This is a genomic window from Cupriavidus sp. 10L43_2 (assembly GCF_056395265.1).
The window spans coordinates 191,370-206,768 of the sequence record NZ_JBFTJE010000002.1; the positions used below are offsets into that span (position 1 = coordinate 191,370).

14 protein-coding genes are annotated in these 15,399 nt (G+C 68.1%); 10 read left to right on the plus strand and 4 right to left on the minus strand.

The features are described 5' to 3' along the window. Window positions 1–68: 68 nt before the first annotated feature. Complete coding sequence (locus AC1DEL_RS03135) at window positions 69–959, minus strand: LysR family transcriptional regulator (RefSeq protein WP_441644214.1); 891 nt, start codon at window positions 957–959, stop codon at window positions 69–71. 135 nt (window positions 960–1,094) lie between these two features. Between AC1DEL_RS03135 and AC1DEL_RS03140 the strand changes: the two genes are divergently transcribed. Then, window positions 1,095–3,101 carry an FUSC family protein gene (locus AC1DEL_RS03140; protein WP_477125198.1) on the plus strand — a complete coding sequence of 669 codons (2,007 nt, stop codon included), beginning with the start codon at window positions 1,095–1,097 and terminating at the stop codon, window positions 3,099–3,101. A 33-nt stretch (window positions 3,102–3,134) separates the two neighbouring features. Here the strand turns inward: AC1DEL_RS03140 and AC1DEL_RS03145 are convergent, their stop codons facing one another. From AC1DEL_RS03145 to AC1DEL_RS03155, 3 genes are read right to left on the minus strand one after another with little or no spacing between them, the layout of a single operon-like run. Continuing rightward, the gene (locus AC1DEL_RS03145) at window positions 3,135–4,100 is read right to left on the minus strand and encodes an SRPBCC domain-containing protein (protein ID WP_477125199.1); all 966 of its coding nucleotides are present in this window, start codon (window positions 4,098–4,100) and stop codon (window positions 3,135–3,137) included. Next, window positions 4,084–4,440 (minus strand): ArsR/SmtB family transcription factor, encoded by a 357-nt coding sequence (locus tag AC1DEL_RS03150; protein ID WP_092301107.1) that lies wholly within the window; start codon window positions 4,438–4,440, stop codon window positions 4,084–4,086. Before AC1DEL_RS03150 ends, AC1DEL_RS03145 begins: the two co-directional genes overlap by 17 nt. Window positions 4,441–4,494: 54 nt before the next feature. Beyond that, the gene (locus tag AC1DEL_RS03155; protein ID WP_092301320.1) at window positions 4,495–5,118 is read right to left on the minus strand and encodes a TetR/AcrR family transcriptional regulator; all 624 of its coding nucleotides are present in this window, start codon (window positions 5,116–5,118) and stop codon (window positions 4,495–4,497) included. Window positions 5,119–5,269: 151 nt separating this feature from the next. On the opposite strand from AC1DEL_RS03155, the gene AC1DEL_RS03160 reads away from it, so the two are divergent. From AC1DEL_RS03160 to AC1DEL_RS03200, 9 genes are all read left to right on the plus strand, one after another. Then, on the plus strand, window positions 5,270–6,574 hold the full coding sequence (locus AC1DEL_RS03160) for an alkaline phosphatase family protein (protein WP_477113660.1): 1,305 nt from the start codon (window positions 5,270–5,272) through the stop codon (window positions 6,572–6,574). 64 nt (window positions 6,575–6,638) lie between these two features. After that, window positions 6,639–7,901, plus strand: coding sequence for a cytochrome-c peroxidase (locus tag AC1DEL_RS03165; RefSeq protein WP_477125200.1), 1,263 nt, complete (start codon window positions 6,639–6,641; stop codon window positions 7,899–7,901). Between the two features lie 205 nt (window positions 7,902–8,106). Beyond that, on the plus strand, window positions 8,107–8,781 hold the full coding sequence (locus AC1DEL_RS03170) for a CDP-alcohol phosphatidyltransferase family protein (protein WP_092301098.1): 675 nt from the start codon (window positions 8,107–8,109) through the stop codon (window positions 8,779–8,781). A gap of 7 nt (window positions 8,782–8,788) precedes the next feature. Further along, window positions 8,789–9,616 (plus strand): HalD/BesD family halogenase, encoded by an 828-nt coding sequence (locus tag AC1DEL_RS03175; protein ID WP_092301095.1) that lies wholly within the window; start codon window positions 8,789–8,791, stop codon window positions 9,614–9,616. Next, window positions 9,613–10,614 carry a flippase-like domain-containing protein gene (locus tag AC1DEL_RS03180; RefSeq protein WP_092301090.1) on the plus strand — a complete coding sequence of 334 codons (1,002 nt, stop codon included), beginning with the start codon at window positions 9,613–9,615 and terminating at the stop codon, window positions 10,612–10,614. Before AC1DEL_RS03175 ends, AC1DEL_RS03180 begins: the two co-directional genes overlap by 4 nt. A 24-nt stretch (window positions 10,615–10,638) precedes the next feature. Beyond that, window positions 10,639–11,424, plus strand: a complete 786-nt coding sequence (locus AC1DEL_RS03185) for a phosphocholine cytidylyltransferase family protein (protein WP_477125201.1) — start codon at window positions 10,639–10,641, stop codon at window positions 11,422–11,424. Continuing rightward, window positions 11,421–13,130, plus strand: a complete 1,710-nt coding sequence (gene aepX, locus AC1DEL_RS03190; RefSeq protein WP_454757048.1) for a phosphoenolpyruvate mutase — start codon at window positions 11,421–11,423, stop codon at window positions 13,128–13,130. Before AC1DEL_RS03185 ends, aepX begins: the two co-directional genes overlap by 4 nt. Beyond that, window positions 13,127–14,332, plus strand: a complete 1,206-nt coding sequence (aepY, locus tag AC1DEL_RS03195; protein ID WP_477125202.1) for a phosphonopyruvate decarboxylase — start codon at window positions 13,127–13,129, stop codon at window positions 14,330–14,332. Before aepX ends, aepY begins: the two co-directional genes overlap by 4 nt. Then, window positions 14,319–15,386 carry a 2-aminoethylphosphonate aminotransferase gene (locus AC1DEL_RS03200; RefSeq protein WP_477125203.1) on the plus strand — a complete coding sequence of 356 codons (1,068 nt, stop codon included), beginning with the start codon at window positions 14,319–14,321 and terminating at the stop codon, window positions 15,384–15,386. The genes aepY and AC1DEL_RS03200 overlap by 14 nt, the downstream gene beginning before the upstream one ends. The last annotated feature ends 13 nt before the right edge of the window (window positions 15,387–15,399 follow it).

Here is a 15,399-nt window from a genome sequence, read left to right on the forward strand (position 1 = left end):
TCCGAATCCGCCTCTCCATGCGGTGACTTCGGCCGGGCGCCTTGCCCGGCCTTTTTTCGTTTACCCGATTACCCGATGACCTCTTCGCAGACCGCCAGCCACGCGCGCGCCGCGTGAGACAGGTAGCGGCCCGGCGGCCAGACGTGGGCCATCGCCCAGTCCATGGTCGGCTCGGTCAGCCGGGCCATGGCGAGGGTGTCGGCGGCATCCAGCCGCGCCAGCAGCGGTTCGGGCAGAAAGGTGGTGCCGAGGCCGGCGGCGGCCATCGACACCAGGAAGTCCCAATGGCCGCTCTGCGCCACCACGCGCGGCGCCATGCGGGCCGTGGCAAACGCCTGGCGCAGCTTGCGGGTCAGCGAGAACTCGTCGGTCAGCAGCACCAGCGGCGTCTCGCGCAGCGCGTCGAGCTTCACCGTCCGGCCACCCGCCCAGGGCGCGCCGCGCGGGCCGACCACCCAGATCGGATACCGCGCGAACTCGCGCGTGGCGAGATCCAGCCCGCTGTCGCCGGGCAGCACCGTGGCGCCCACTTCAAGTTCGCCATTCGCCACTTGTTGCTCGACCACCTGCCCGCCATGCTCGGACAAGGTCAGTTCGAGATTCGGATACCGCTGACGGAACGCGCTGACCGCAGGCGAGAAGAACAGGTTGACCATCGGCGGCAGGCCCACGGTCAGCTGCCCGCGCCCGAGTGACGACAGATCCGCCACTTCCAGCGTCAGCCGATGCACCACGCCAAGCGCCTCCTGCCCCCGGTCGTAGACCACCCGGCCCACATCGGTCAGTCGCACGGACTTGCCTTCGCGGATCAACAGCGGCTGGCCCACCTCGTCCTCCAGCTGACGCACCATCTTGCTGATGGTGGACTGGGTGACGTACAGCGACGCCGCCGCCTGCGTGAAGCTCTTGAGCCGCGCGGTTTCCACGAAGTAGCGCAGCGCGCGGATGTCGATGGGCATGGCATTCCCCGGGATCGATTGATATGAAAATTCCGACTGGATCGACGAATTTTAAATCATGCAGGGAATGATCGCCAGTTCGCTACACTGCCCCGCAACGCTCCCACACACTTCCGCCCCCGGACGATTCCCATCATGGCTGGCTGGCCGCATGCCCGACAGTGGCTGTTCTCGCTGAAGGCATTCGCGGCCGCGATGCTGGCGCTCTATATCGCCCTGTCCTTCGGCCTGCCGCGCCCCTACTGGGCCATGGCCACGGTCTACTTCGTCTCGCATCCGCTCACGGGCGCCACGCGCTCCAAGGCCGCCTATCGCGTGGCCGGCACGGTGCTGGGCGCCACCGCCGCCGTGGTCACGGTGCCGGCGCTGGTCAATATGCCGATTGTGCTGACGGGCGCCATTGCGCTGTGGATCACGGGGCTGGTCTACCTCTCGCTGCTGGAGCGCGGCCCGCGCAGCTATGTGTTCCTGCTGGCCGCCTACACGCTGCCCATCGTGGCGCTGCCGGCCGTGAGCCATCCGGGGGAGATTTTCGATGTGGCGGTGGCGCGCATCGAGGAGATTGTCATCGGCATCGTCTGCGCGGGGCTGGTCGGGGCGATCGTGCTGCCGGCCAAGGTGGCGCCGGCGCTGCGCGAGCGCGCCGGGGAGTGGATTCGCGATGCCCGGGCCTGGGCGGCCGACATCCTCGCTGCCGACCCGCACGCCAGCGCCAGCCGCCACCGGCTGGCGGCGGACATGCTCGCGCTGGACCAGATGATCGCGCACCTGTCGTTCGATACCGAGAGCCGGCACACGCTGCACCACGCGCGGGCGCTGCGCGAGACCATGTCGCGGCTGATGCCCACGCTCTCCGCGCTGGACAGCGTGCTACGGGCCAAACCGCGCGCGCCGCACGCCAACCGCGCCCTGCAAGACACGGCCGATTTCCTGCGCGGCCGGATGGACGACTTGCTAGCCACCTGCGACGCCCTCCAGCACGGCATCGGCGACCGTCCCACGCAAGCCGTCCCGCCAGCCTCGGCGCGCATCGCCCCGTCAGAAAGCCCCACGGCAAGCCGCTATCACGATCACGGCATGCTGCTGTTCGGCGCGGCCTCCACGGGTCTGGCCGTGTTCTGCGCGGGGCTGATCTGGATGTTTTCCGGATGGGAGGATGGGGGCGGACCGGTGGCGGTGGCGGCCATCGCGTGCTGCTTCTTCGCCACCCTCGACGAACCGCGCCGCGTGACGCCGGTGTTCGCGCGTTGGAGCCTGGCGTGCCTGGGCGTGGCGTCGTACTACCTGTTTCTGGTCGTGCCGCACGCGCAGACCTTCGAGGCGCTGGTCGGCATGCTCGCCCTGCCCTACCTCGGCATCGGCCTGCTGATCGCGCGGCCCGGCTTCCAGTTGATTGCGATGCTGCTGTCGGTCAACACGGCCTCGTTCGCCAATATCCAGAGTATTTACGATGCCAACCTGCTCGGCGCCTTCAACACGAGTCTGGCGAACGCGGCGGCGATGCTGTTCGCGCCGCTCTGGGCGACGCTCGCGCGGCCGTTCGGGGCGCATGTGGCCGCGCACCGGCTGATCCGCGCGAGCTGGCAGGATCTGGCGCAGGCCGCCACGTGGCGCGGCGACCCCGCGCCGGTGGGCGCGCGCATGCTGGACCGCTTCGGGCAACTGATGCCGCGCCTCGGTGCCAGCGCGGACCGGCTGGCCTCGGACGGCTTTACGGAATTGCAGGTGGGCTATTGCACGCTGACGCTGCAGCAGGCGCTGCCGACCTTGCCGCCCGCCGCGCGCAAACCCGTGCGGCGCGTGTTGAGCGGGGTGGCGCGGCACTATCGCGGACGGCTGCGGACGGGCGAGGCGGTGCCAGCGCCGGCGCAGTTATCGGCTCGGATCAGGGAAGCCCTCGGCGCGGTTGCGGATGTACGTGACAACGCTGCCGTAATCAGCGCGCTGGTGGTGTTACGCGTGACGCTTGTCCACGGTGAGGACGAGGTGATATCGCGCATTCCGCGCAATCCCTCTCCCCCGGCTCCTCTCCCGCAAGCGGGCGAGGGGAGCAAACCGCCGTCCGTTGACGGGCCGAGGGGGTGCTCCCCTCTCCCTCCGGGAGCGGGGCGGGGGAGAGGGCAGGCGGCTCAAGATGCGTGATCGCATCGAGAAAGCGTGCGAGAGAAAACCCCTTCACACAACCGCCCCCGCCAGATACTGCGCCAGCGCGTCGAGCAGCAGCCCTGAGCCATGCTCCCGCGAACCCGCATCGTCATAGCCATCGAGAAAAGCGCCCTGCTCCGTCATGACGAGCCGCGTGCCATCGTCGACCGGCTTCATCTCGAAGGTGGCCAGCGAGACGGAAATCTTGCGCTCGCCCATATGCATCTCGTAGGCGTAGACCAGACGCTCGCCGGGCACCACATCGTAATAAATGGCATCGAAGGTCGAGACCAGCCCGTTGGCCCAGCTGCCCTTCAGGTGCTCGCGGCCACCGGGGCGGGCATCCATGGTCCGCGCCAGTTCCTGATAGCCATCGCCACCCCGGAACCATTGCGCCTTGGCCTTGGGGTCGGTCAGCGCGCGGAAGACCTGCGCCGGCGTGGCCTTGAAGGTGCGCTCGATGCGGAAGATGCCGTGCACCACCGAGCGCTCGGCGGGCGGCGCATCGGCCATACGGGCCACTTCCACCTCCAGGCGGTCCAGCGTCTCGGCCCAGCCCTGCGCGGCGCCGCGCGTGAAATTGCCGGCGACCGGGTCCAGCAGCGTGTAGCGCTGCTCGACATCGAGCTGCGTGCCGCCGCAGACGTTCTCGAACGACACCGTGGTCAGGGCGTTGAACAGTGCGGCGCCGTCGCCGTCGACCACGGTCATGTCGATCACCAGCCGCGCGTTCGGCAGGATTTCGACAAAATGGCCGCGCACCCAGTGCGACTGCCCATCCGGCGCGCGCATGCAGTAGTCGAACTTGCCGCCCACGCGGGGCTCGACCTCGGCCTCGGGGATCGTGAACCCTTGCGGGCAGAACCAGTGCTTGACGTGCTCGGCGGACGTCCACGCCTGGAACACGAGTTCCTTGGGTGCGTTGAACGCGCGCGAGACCGTCAGTGGGCGCGGTTGCGCCAATTGGGTTGCCGTATCTTCAGTTGCCGTCGCCATCGGGGGTTGCCTCCTTTTTCATGGTTTCCAGGTATTCGCCCAGGCGGTCGAAGTGGCCTTCCCACTCGGCCCGCCGGGCGCTGATCCACTGCTCGGCCTGACTCAGCGCGTTCGGCGCCATCCGGCACGTGCGTACCCGCCCGACCTTCTGCGACTGCACCAGCCCGGCCTGTTCCAGCACGGCCAGGTGTTGCATGACGGCCGGCAAGGACATCGCCAGCGGCCGGGCAAGGTCGGTCACGGACGCGGGGCCGCGTGACAGTTGCACCAGCAGGGTCCGGCGCGTGGTGTCGGCCAGCGCCTGGAACGTCATATCGAGAGGATCGGATTGGTTAAGCATGTGCTTTAGTATAGCGACGGCAAATAGTTAAGCAAGGACTTAAGCAATAAATCTTCAGGCGGGTTGGCGAGAAGCTTGCTGCGCCTGTAGCGCGGCGATGCGCGCCAGCACGGCGGGAAGTTCGGGGGGCGGCGTGAGCTGGCCGATCAGCCACTGCACGGCATCGGCGACCTTGTCGGCGTCGTAGTCGGCGGAAAAGCTGTGGAGGGTCGCGCCGTGGAGGAACAGCCGGAGCGCGAGCAACTCTGGCTGCGACGGGTCGTTCGGGCCCTGCCCGAACAGCCGCGCCGGCACGGTGGCCAGCAGCGGGCCGATGGCCTCGGCCAGCCGGGTATCGCCACGCGCGGCCATCCAGACTTCTAGGATGGCCAGCGAGGTGTGGCGCTGGCGGCGGTTCACCAGCGCATGGAGCATCAGGTGCAGGCGCACGCGGGATGGCATCGGCCCGAGCGCGGCCAGGCGCGCGGCCTCGGTATCGATCAGCTGCTCGACCATCGCCGGCAGCAGCGTGTAGCGCCCTTCCGGGAACTGATGCCGCAGCGAGCCGCGGCTGATGCCAGCCATTTCGCAGACGCGCGCCTCCCCAAAGGCGGCATAGCCCTGTTCGATCAACAACTGGGTGGCGGCATCGATCAGCGCCTGTCTGGTGGACGCGCTGCGCTCGGCTTGGGTCGGCATGGCCGCGATTGTAGCCACATCGCCCTGCGTCGCCATTGATTCCTCAACTGTCACAAAACAAACATACAAGTTTGTTTATATCTGGCCCGCGCGCGGCAAGAGAGCCCATGGTCCGGCCGCGCGCGCACCCACGACAACAAGGAAATTCCGAATGTTCAAGCTCCCCCGAGCCGGCTGGCTGGCCGCCTTGCCCGCCGCCGCCTGCGCCGCGCTGGCCGCGTTGGCTATCTCCGCCTGCGGTTCCGACGACAACAAGAGCACCACCACCACGCCGCCTGCCGCCGAAGTCCCGGCCCCAGTCGTGCCGAAGACCATCCAGTCGGTGCGCCACGTGTTCGTGATCACGCTCGAGAACCAGAACTACGCCACCACCTTCGCGGCGGACTCCAAGGCGCCCTACCTCTCCAAGACCCTGGTTGCCCAGGGCGCGCACCTCCAGCAGTACTTCGGCACCAGCCACGTCAGCCTGGGCAACTACATCGCCATGATCAGCGGCCAGTCGGTCACCGCCGACACCCAGATGGACTGCATGGTCTACAAGGACTTCGCGCTGACCGGCATGGCCGACCACGGCCAGGCCATCGGCACGGGCTGCGTCTATCCGGCCTCGATCAAGACGCTGCCTGACCAGCTCAAGGCCGTGAACCTGGCCTGGAAGGGCTATATGGAGGACATGGGCAACGACCCGGCCCGCGAATCCGCCACGTGCGGCCACCCGGCGCTGAACGCCACGGACGCCACCCAGTCGCCCCAGGCCGCCACGGCCGGCGGCGTGCCGGCGGACCAGTACGCCACGCGCCACAACCCGTTCGCCTACTTCCACTCGATCACCGACTCGCCGGACTGCGCGACCAACGTGGTCAACCTGAACAAGCTGACCGACGACCTGAAGACCGTGGCCACCACGCCGAACTTCACGTTCATCACGCCCAACCTCTGCAACGACGGCCACGATTCGCCGTGCGTGGACGGCGCGCCGGGCGGGCTGGTCTCGGCCGATGCCTTCCTGCAAAAGTGGGTGCCGATCATCATGGCTTCGCCGGCCTACCAGCAGGACGGCCTGATCATCATCAATTTCGATGAAAGCTCGTACTCGTCGCAGGCCATCGACACTACCACCACGCCGCCGACGCTGAACATGATCTTCTCCGGCCAGACCTGCTGCAACCAGCAACCCGGCCCGAACGTCACGTTCCCGATCACGCAGAGCTTCCCGGCCTCGGTGTCGCACTATCCGTACGACATCAACCTGGTCACCCAGAGCCATGGCGGCGACCGCACCGGCGCCGTGCTGCTCTCGCCGTTCATCAAGCCGGGCACGGTGTCCACCACGCCGTACAACCATTACTCGATGCTCAAGAGCCTGGAAGACATCTTCCAGGTGGGCGGCTACCTTGGGTACGCGGCGCAGGACGGGCTGGTGAGCTTCGGCACCGATATCTTCACCAACCTTTGATCGTCATCTGATCGACCACTGACTGCCGCCGGGTTGCGCAAGCGCCCGGCGGCTTGCCGTTGCCATGACCCTCGATACCGGATTGCCGCGCCGCCTGGGCGCCCTGCTGTGGCTGGCTATGTGTGTGAGCCTGCTGGCTGCCTGCCAGCCGCGTGATGTTGCCACCCCGGCCGCCGCCGCGTCAGCCCCCGCCCCCGCCAAGCCCGACGCCGCCACGCTGGCCAGCCTCGGCAAGGCGATTTTCTTCGACCCCACGCTGTCTGCCTCGGGCCGGCAATCGTGCGCGAGTTGCCACGATCCCGCCCACGGCTACGGCCCGCCCAATGCGCTGGCCGTGCAGCTTGGCGGCCCGGACCTCACCCGCCAGGGCAAGCGCGCCACGCCCTCTCTGGCGTACACCCTCAATCGCACGCCGATCTGGCACAAGGTGCAGGTGGCCAGCCTCAGCGAGCGCCTGACCGAGACCGATAGCCCGCCCACGGGCGGCCTGATGTGGGATGGCCGCTTCAACAGCCTGCGCGAGCAGGCCGGCGGCCCGCTGCTGGATCCGGACGAGATGGCGAACCCGGACCGCGAAGCCGTCGTAGCCAAACTACGACGTGCTGCCTATGGCGACGCCTTCCGCGCCGCCTTCGGCGCCAATGTGTTCGACGATCCCCAGCGCGCCTTCGATGCCGCCACCCAGGCCCTCGAGCGCTTCCAGCTCGACGACCCCAGCTTCCATCGCTACAACAGCAAATTCGACGCCTTCCTCGATGGCGAAACCACCCTCAGCGCCGCCGAGACACGCGGTTTGCGGCTGTTCTCGGACCCGGCGAAAGGCAACTGCGCGTCGTGCCATCGCATCGACAAGGGCGCCGACGGCTCCCATCCGCTGCTGACCGACTACCAGTTCGCCGCGCTCGGCGTGCCGCGCAACCCGGAGATCGCCGCCAACGCCAATCCGCAGTATTACGACCTCGGCCTGTGCGGCCCGAAGCGCACCGACCAGGCCGCCCAGCAGGGGTACTGCGGCATGTTCAAGACCCCCACGCTGCGCAACACGGCGCAGCGCGGCGCGTGGTTCCACAACGGACGCTTCCACAATCTGGAGGACGTGGTGCGCTTCTACGTCGAGCGCGACCTGAAACCGGCCAAATGGTATGGGCGCGATGCGCGTGGCCGCACCGTGGCCTACGACGACCTGCCGCCCGCGCTGCGCCAGAATATCGACGACTTCGACCCGCCGATGGACCGCAAGCCCGGTGCCCGCCCGGCGCTGGACGACCGAGAGATCCGCGACGTGGTGGCGTTCCTGCGCACCCTCGACGACGGCTTCCGGCCCTAGCCCGCTTTTCGCCCGCCATCGTCCGCCCCGGGGCGGCGCCAGCGCCACATTGCAGGTGCCGCCCCCAGCGCCCGCCGGGCCCGTCCTCAGTGCGCCGTCCCGCAAAAAGGCGTATTCTGGTGCGCTTGTCATTCCCGCGCCACCGGCGTAGTGTTGCGCATCGCCCGGCCCCTCCGCGCCGGGACGCGTTCCAGATTGTTGACGGATGAACCAGAAATCCCCGAATTTCCCGGATGAGCCGCCCATGCCGCCCACCTGGGATGCCCGCCTTGCCCGCCGCCTTGTGCGGCCCCTCCGGAATACCCGAGTCACCCCGAACCACCTGACCACGCTGCGCCTGCTCATCGGGCTGGCCGGCGTTGCCTGCCTGGCGCAGGGGGGCTACGCGTGGACCAATTACGGCGCCCTGCTGGTCGTGCTGTCCAACTTCATCGATCACACCGATGGCGAACTGGCGCGAATCAGCGGCAAAGGCAGCAAGATCGGGCATTTCTACGATCTGGCCAGCGACGCCCTGATTACCGTGTTGTTGTTCGTCAGCATGGGCATGGCGATTGGCGCGACCGCGCCCGCGACCACCGAGGCGATCGGCCCCGTGGGCCGCGGCACCGTGGCCGGGCTGGCGGTGGCCCTGATCTTCTTCCTGCGCATGCGTATAGAATCGCGGGTTGGCAAGAGTGGCACCAAGCAGGCTTCCGCCGCCGGGTTCGAGACCGAGGACGTGCTGTACCTGTTGCCGCTGGTCACGCTGACCAGCAGCATCGGACCGTTCCTGGCGCTGGCCTCGGTTGGCGCGCCGCTGTTTGCCCTGCTTGTGATCATCGACTACTGGCGCGTCATGCGGCGCCCCCAGGCGGTCGGCACCCCAACGAAACATTGAGGCAGCCATGACGGAACAGGCTACCCGCGACATCGCGCTCGATTCCCCGCTCGATCCAGTCATCGACGCTCCCGCGCCGCCTCCGCGTCATGCCGGCCACCCGGATGCCGCCGTGGCACGCGCGGCGGCCGGGCTGGACACGCCCGCGCTGCGCGCCGACTTCGACCGCCAGGGCGCGTTCCTCTACCTCGACACATTCCTGCCGCCCGAGCAGTGCGCCGAGCTGGAGGCGCTGGCCCGCGCGCTCCAGCCGGGGCTGAACCGCAACTACCTGCCCGGCCACAAGCAGGGTGGCAGCGTCAGCCGGCACACCATCGACGAGCAGGCGCCCTTCATTGCCGAACTCTATCGATCGCCCGCGCTGATTCATTGGCTCGAACAGGTCACCGGAGACAAGCTCCAGGTCTGCCCGCCCACCGACCCGCACGCCTACGCGCTCTATTACTACACGCGCCCGGGCGACCATATCGGCTGGCACTACGACACCTCCTATTACGACGGCCGGCGCTACACGCTGCTGATCGGCGTGCTGGACGAGTCCTCGTGCCGGCTCGAATACGAACTCCACACCCGCAACCCCGAGGTGCCCGACGAACCGGGCGCGGTGCAGATTCCGCCGGGCGGCATCGTGCTGTTCGATGGCGACAAGCTGCGCCACCGCATCACCCCGGCCGGCCCGAACGAGATCCGCGTGTCGCTGACCTTCGAATACGTGACCGATCCGGGCATGCGGCCGTGGCTGCGCTTTATCTCCAATATGAAAGACGCGGTGGCCTATTTCGGCTTCCGGCAGGTCTTCAAGCGCCTGCTATCAGGCGGGAAGTCTGGCAAGTGACGCGTGCCGCATTTATTCTGCTGACGATTGGCGCGGCGCTGTTTGTCGCGCTGTTGGCATGGCAAGGCTTTGGCGCGGTCACGACCACGCTGATGTCGGCCGGCTGGGGCCTGGCCGTGGTCGCCGCGTTCCACGTGGTACCGCTGGCGCTGGACGCCGCCGCCATCGCCGTGCTGGTGGACCGCACCGCGCACCATGGCTCGTTCTGCACCGCGCTGCGTGCGCGCTGGGCCGGCGAGTCGGTCAACAGCCTGCTGCCGGCTGGCCAGATCGGCGGCCCGGTGCTGATGGTGCGCTACCTCGCCCATCATGGCGCCCGCATGCGCGACGCCGCCGCGGCCATCACCGTCAGCACGACCACGCAGGCGCTCTCGCAGATGCTGTTCGCACTGCTCGGCATCCTCCTGTTCGGCGCACAGGGCAACCTCTCCGACCAGCGCACGCCGATCATCGCCGTGACGGTGGTCCTCGCCCTGTGCGTGCTGGCCTTCTGCATCCTCCAGCGGCGCGGCATGTTCGGCCGGGTGATGCGCGTGGCCGCGCGCGTGTTCGGCAAGCGCAACTGGGATGATCTGGCGTTGCGCGCCGATGCCGTGGACGAGGCCATCCGCGCCCTCTACCGCGACCGCCGCAAGGTAGCCGCCAGCTTCATGCTGAATCTGGCCGGCTGGATCGTTGGCACCGGCGAGGTCTGGCTGATTCTTTACTTCCTGGGCCATCCGGTGAGCTGGCACGAGGCGTTGCTGCTGGAGAGCGTGGGTCAGGCGATTCGTGGCGCGGCGTTCGCCATTCCCGGCTCGCTCGGCGCGCAGGAAGGCGGCTATCTGCTGCTGGCGCCGCTGGTGGGCCTGCCGCCCGATGCCGCGCTGGCGATGTCGCTGGCCAAGCGCGTGCGCGAACTCGTGCTCGGCATTCCGGGGCTGCTCTACCTGCATCACAGCGAGCGTCGATACCAGCGCCGGCGCACCCGGCAGGCCGCGTGGCAGGGCTCCGAATAATTCAAGCAAGGTGAAAAGACAATAATGCGAGCAATCATTCTCGCCGCGGGCCTGGGCCTGCGGCTTCAGCAACAGCCGGGCAAGCAGTTTCCGAAGTGCCTGCTGCGCTTTGACGGTATCACCCTGCTCGAGCGCCACCTGCGCATGCTCGACGCGGCCGGCGTCACGGAAGTTGTGCTGGCGCTGGGCTTCGAGCCCACTCAAGTGCAGGCCGAACTGGCCCAGATCGAGCGCCCGGCCGGTCACCCGCCCGTGGAAATCGTGCTGAACCCGCGCTTCGACCTCGGCAGCGTGCTGACCGTGCACACTGTGGCGGACGCCCTCACGCGCGGCGGCGACGTCCTGCTGATGGACGCCGACGTGCTCTACGATGAGCGCATTCTCAACGCACTGGTGGCCGGTGAGACCGTCAACCGCCTGCTGATCGACCGCGATTTCGAGGCCGGCGACGAGCCCGTCAAGCTCTGCCTGCGCGACGGCGTGCCGGTAGAGCTGCGCAAGCAGCTGATGGCCGACCTCCAGTACGACACCATCGGCGAATCCGTAGGATTTTTCCGATTCCACGAACACACGGCACGCCGGCTGGCCGAGATCGTCAAGGGTTACGTCGATTCGGGCCGCGCCAACATGCCGCACGAGGAAGCCGTCCGCGACCTGCTGCTCGAGTCGCTGGCCCAGCGTAGCCACCAGTTCGACACGGCCGACGTAACCGGCGCGCCGTGGATCGAGATCGATTTCCCCGGCGACGTCGAACGCGCCGCCAATGAAGTCCTGCCCCAACTTCTGCCCATCGTGGGATTCGCACAATGAACGCCATCGACCCGAACCTGCTCGCCACCTCCCGCGCCGCCCGTCTGCGCCAGATGCTGGTGTCCAACCAGCTCGAATTCATCATGGAAGCCCACAACGGGCTGTCCGCGCGCATCGTGCGCGAGGCCGGCTTCAAGGGCATCTGGGCCTCCGGGCTGGCCATTTCGGCCCAGTTCGGCGTGCGTGACAACAACGAGGCCAGCTGGACTCAGGTGGTGGACAACCTCGAGTTCATGGCCGATGCCAGCGACCTGCCGATCCTGCTCGACGGCGACACCGGCTACGGCAACTTCAACAATGTGCGCCGTCTGGTGCGCAAGCTCGAGCAGCGCGGCATTGCCGGCGTCTGCATCGAGGACAAGCAGTTCCCGAAGACCAACAGCTTCATCGACGGCGAGCGCCAGCCGCTGGCGGAAATCGACGAATTCTGCGGCAAGATCAAGGCCGGCAAGGACTCGCAGACCGACGACAATTTCTCGATCGTCGCCCGCGTGGAAGCCCTGATCGCCGGCTGGGGCATGGAAGAAGCCCTGCGCCGCGCCGAGGCCTACCGTCAGGCCGGCGCCGACGCCATCCTGATCCACAGCAAGCTGTCCAAGCCGGACGAGATCCTGACCTTCGCGCGCGAATGGGCGGGCCGGGGTCCGCTGGTCATCGTGCCGACGAAGTACTACAGCACGCCGACCGAGGCCTTCCGCAAGGCGGGCATCAGCCTCGTGATCTGGGCCAACCACCTGGTGCGCGTGGCGGCCTCGTCAATGCAGGCCGTGGCCCGCGAAATCCACGACAGCGAAACGCTGGTGAACGTGGAAGACCGCATCGCCTCCGTCAACGAGATCTTCCGCCTGCAGGACGCCGACGAGTACTCGGCCGCCGAGAAGATCTACCTGTCCGGCGCGCAGGTGCCGGGCGCCGCCGTGGTGCTGGCGGCTGGCCGTGGCAAGGGCCTGGAGGCGCTGACCGAAGACAAGCCCAAGATCATGCTGCCGGTGGCCGGCAAGCCGCTGCTGCGCTGGCTGGTCGATGGCTTCAAGAAGCAAGGCATCAACGACATCACCGTGGTGGGCGGCTACCAGGCGCAGGCCATCGACACGGCCGGCATCAAGCTGGCGGTCAACGAGCGCCACGCCCAGACCGGCGAACTGGCCTCGCTGGCCTGCGCGGCCGATGCCATGCAGACCGACACCGTGATCGCCTACGGCGACCTGCTGTTCCGCAGCTACATCCTGCGCGATCTGCTCGAATCCGACGCCCCGTTCAGCGTGGTGGTGGATTCCTCGCAGACCGCACCGTCGAACCAGAGCGTGCGCGACTTCGCCTGGTGCTCGGGCGGCGACGACCGCGACCTGTTCGGCCAGACCATCACCCTGAAGAAGGTCTCGGACACCCTGCCCGCCGCCGGCGAAGCCCAGCCCAATGGCCGCTGGATCGGCCTGTTCAGCGTGCGTGGCGAAGGCCGCGCCAAGCTGCAGGCGCTGCTGGCCAAGCTGCGCGAGCGGCCTGACTTCGACCAGCTCGACCTGCCCGACCTGCTCAACGCGCTGGTCGAAGCCGGCGAGAAGGTCGAGGTCAAGTACGTGCACGGCCACTGGCGCGGTGTGAACGATCTGGACGATTTCCGCCGTGCCGGCGACTTCGCCCATACGCAGACGCCGTACGCCCTGGGGAATGTCGACGGTGAGGCCGACGGCGAGGCCGCCCGATGATCGAGGCGGTCCAGTTCGTGGAGGCCGCGCGCGAGCGTGGCTTCCAGTGGTACGCGGGCGTGCCCTGCTCGTACCTGACGCCGTTCATCAACTACGTGGTGCAGGACAACACGCTGCATTACGTCTCGGCGGCCAATGAGGGCGATGCCGTCGCCTTTATCGCCGGCGTGACGCAAGGCGCGCAAAACGGCGTGCGCGGCGTGACGATGATGCAGAACTCGGGCCTCGGCAATGCCGTCAGCCCGCTGACCTCGCTGACGTGGACGTTCCGCCTGCCGCAGTTGCTGATCGTGACGTGGCGCGGCCAGCCCGGCGTGCATGACGAGCCCCAGCACGCGCTGATGGGCCCGGTCACGCCGGCCATGCTGGAAACCATGGAAATTCCATGGGAGCTGTTCCCGACCGAGCCAGCCGATGTCGGCCCCGCGCTGGACCGCGCCGTGGCCCATATGGACGCCACCGGCCGGCCCTACGCGCTGGTCATGCAGAAAGGCAGCGTGGCGCCCTATCCGCTGACGGCCCAGACGCCGCCGCAGGCACGGCCCAAGGCCACGCCGCAGGTGTCGCGCCGCAACGTGCCGGCCGCCGAACTGCCGAGCCGCCGCGACGCACTGGCCCGCGTGATCGCCCATACGCCGGTCGACGGCACCGTGGTGCTGGCCTCCACCGGCTTTTGCGGTCGTGAGCTTTATGCGCTCGATGATCGGCCGAACCAGCTCTATATGGTCGGCTCGATGGGCTGCCTCACGCCGTTCGCGCTCGGCCTCGCGCTGGCGCGCCCGGACCTGCGCGTGGTGGCCATCGATGGCGACGGCGCCGCGCTGATGCGCATGGGCGTGTTCGCCACGCTGGGCGCCTACGGCCCGGCCAACCTCACGCATGTGCTGCTGGACAACAACGCGCACGACTCCACGGGCGGCCAGTCGACGGTGTCGCACAACGTGTCGTTCGCCTCGGTGGCGGCTGCATGCGGCTACGCGTCGGCAGCCGAGGGCGATCACCTCGACCTGCTCGACCAGGTCCTGCAAGGCGCCGCCACGGCCAAGGCCGGCCCGACCTTCGTCTGCCTGCAAACCCGCGCCGGCACGCCGGACGGCCTGCCGCGCCCGACCGTGACGCCGGTGGAAGTCAAGACCCGCCTCGGCCGCCAGATCGGCGCCGATCAAGGCACAAGCCAAGGCACCGACCATGCTGCTGCTTAACCCGGGCCCCGTCACGCTCTCCGAGCGTGTGCGCCAGAGCCTGCTGCAAACCGACCTGTGCCACCGCGAAAGCGAGTTCTTCGACCTTCAGGACGAAGCCCGCGCGCGGCTGCTGAAGATCTACGCGCTCGACGCCGCCGCATGGTCCACCGTGCTGATGACGGGCTCGGGCACCGCCGCGCTGGAAAGCATGATCGCCGGCCTCGTCCCCGAGCAGGGCAAGCTGCTGATCGTGCAGAACGGCGTCTATGGCGAGCGCATCGCGCAGATCGCCGCGCAGTACCGCATCGCGCACACGCTGGTGAAGCACGACTGGATGGACGCGCCCGACCTCGACCGTATCGCCGCCGCCCTCAAGGCTGACAAGGCGATCACGCACGTGGCGGTGATCCATCACGAGACCACCACCGGGCGGCTCAACGACATCGCCGCCGTGGACCGGCTGTGCCAGGAACACGGCGTGCGCCTGCTGGTGGATGCGGTGAGCAGCTTCGGCGCGGAGGCCATCGATTTCGGCGGCAGCATCGACGCCGTGTCCGCCACGGCCAACAAGTGCCTGCACGGCGTGCCCGGCGCGGCCTTCGTCATCGCCCGGCGCAGCGCGCTGGCGCAGGCGGCCAGCCGCACCTACTACCTGGACATCGGCCGGCTGGCCAAGCTCCAGGACCAGCGCAACACGCCGTTCACGCCGTCCGTGCACGCGTACTACGCGCTGGTGGAAGCCCTGCGCGAGCACGAGGAAGAAGGCGGTTGGCAGGCACGGCATCAGCGCTACGCCGCACTGGCCGAACAGGCCCGCGCAGGGCTGGCGGCACTCGGCATCGAACCGCTGTGGCCCGCCACCCAGTCGTCCGTGGTGCTGTGCGCGTACAAGCTGCCGCAAGGCGTGACGTACGAGCAACTTCACGACGGCCTGAAGACACGCGGCTTCGTGATCTATGCCGGCCAGGGCGGCCTGTCCGCGCAACTGTTCCGCATCTCCACCATGGGCGCGCTCACCCCGGCCGACATCGACCGGCTGGTGGACGGCTTCAAGGCGCTGACGCAGCGTTAGTCGGCTAGTCGGT

Excerpts from the sequence above, each read along its gene's own strand:
- AC1DEL_RS03135 (WP_441644214.1), bottom strand. The coding sequence starts at position 959 with ATGCCCATCGACATCCGCGCGCTGCGCTACTTCGTGGAAACCGCGCGG.
- AC1DEL_RS03155 (WP_092301320.1), bottom strand. The coding sequence starts at position 5,118 with ATGCCGACCCAAGCCGAGCGCAGCGCGTCCACCAGACAGGCGCTGATC.
- AC1DEL_RS03170 (WP_092301098.1), top strand. The coding sequence starts at position 8,107 with ATGAACCAGAAATCCCCGAATTTCCCGGATGAGCCGCCCATGCCGCCC.
- AC1DEL_RS03145 (WP_477125199.1), bottom strand. The coding sequence starts at position 4,100 with ATGGCGACGGCAACTGAAGATACGGCAACCCAATTGGCGCAACCGCGC.
- AC1DEL_RS03200 (WP_477125203.1), top strand. The coding sequence starts at position 14,319 with ATGCTGCTGCTTAACCCGGGCCCCGTCACGCTCTCCGAGCGTGTGCGC.
- AC1DEL_RS03160 (WP_477113660.1), top strand. The coding sequence starts at position 5,270 with ATGTTCAAGCTCCCCCGAGCCGGCTGGCTGGCCGCCTTGCCCGCCGCC.
- aepY (WP_477125202.1), top strand. The coding sequence starts at position 13,127 with ATGATCGAGGCGGTCCAGTTCGTGGAGGCCGCGCGCGAGCGTGGCTTC.
- AC1DEL_RS03185 (WP_477125201.1), top strand. The coding sequence starts at position 10,639 with ATGCGAGCAATCATTCTCGCCGCGGGCCTGGGCCTGCGGCTTCAGCAA.
- AC1DEL_RS03165 (WP_477125200.1), top strand. The coding sequence starts at position 6,639 with ATGACCCTCGATACCGGATTGCCGCGCCGCCTGGGCGCCCTGCTGTGG.
- AC1DEL_RS03140 (WP_477125198.1), top strand. The coding sequence starts at position 1,095 with ATGGCTGGCTGGCCGCATGCCCGACAGTGGCTGTTCTCGCTGAAGGCA.
- aepX (WP_454757048.1), top strand. The coding sequence starts at position 11,421 with ATGAACGCCATCGACCCGAACCTGCTCGCCACCTCCCGCGCCGCCCGT.
- AC1DEL_RS03150 (WP_092301107.1), bottom strand. The coding sequence starts at position 4,440 with ATGCTTAACCAATCCGATCCTCTCGATATGACGTTCCAGGCGCTGGCC.
- AC1DEL_RS03175 (WP_092301095.1), top strand. The coding sequence starts at position 8,789 with ATGACGGAACAGGCTACCCGCGACATCGCGCTCGATTCCCCGCTCGAT.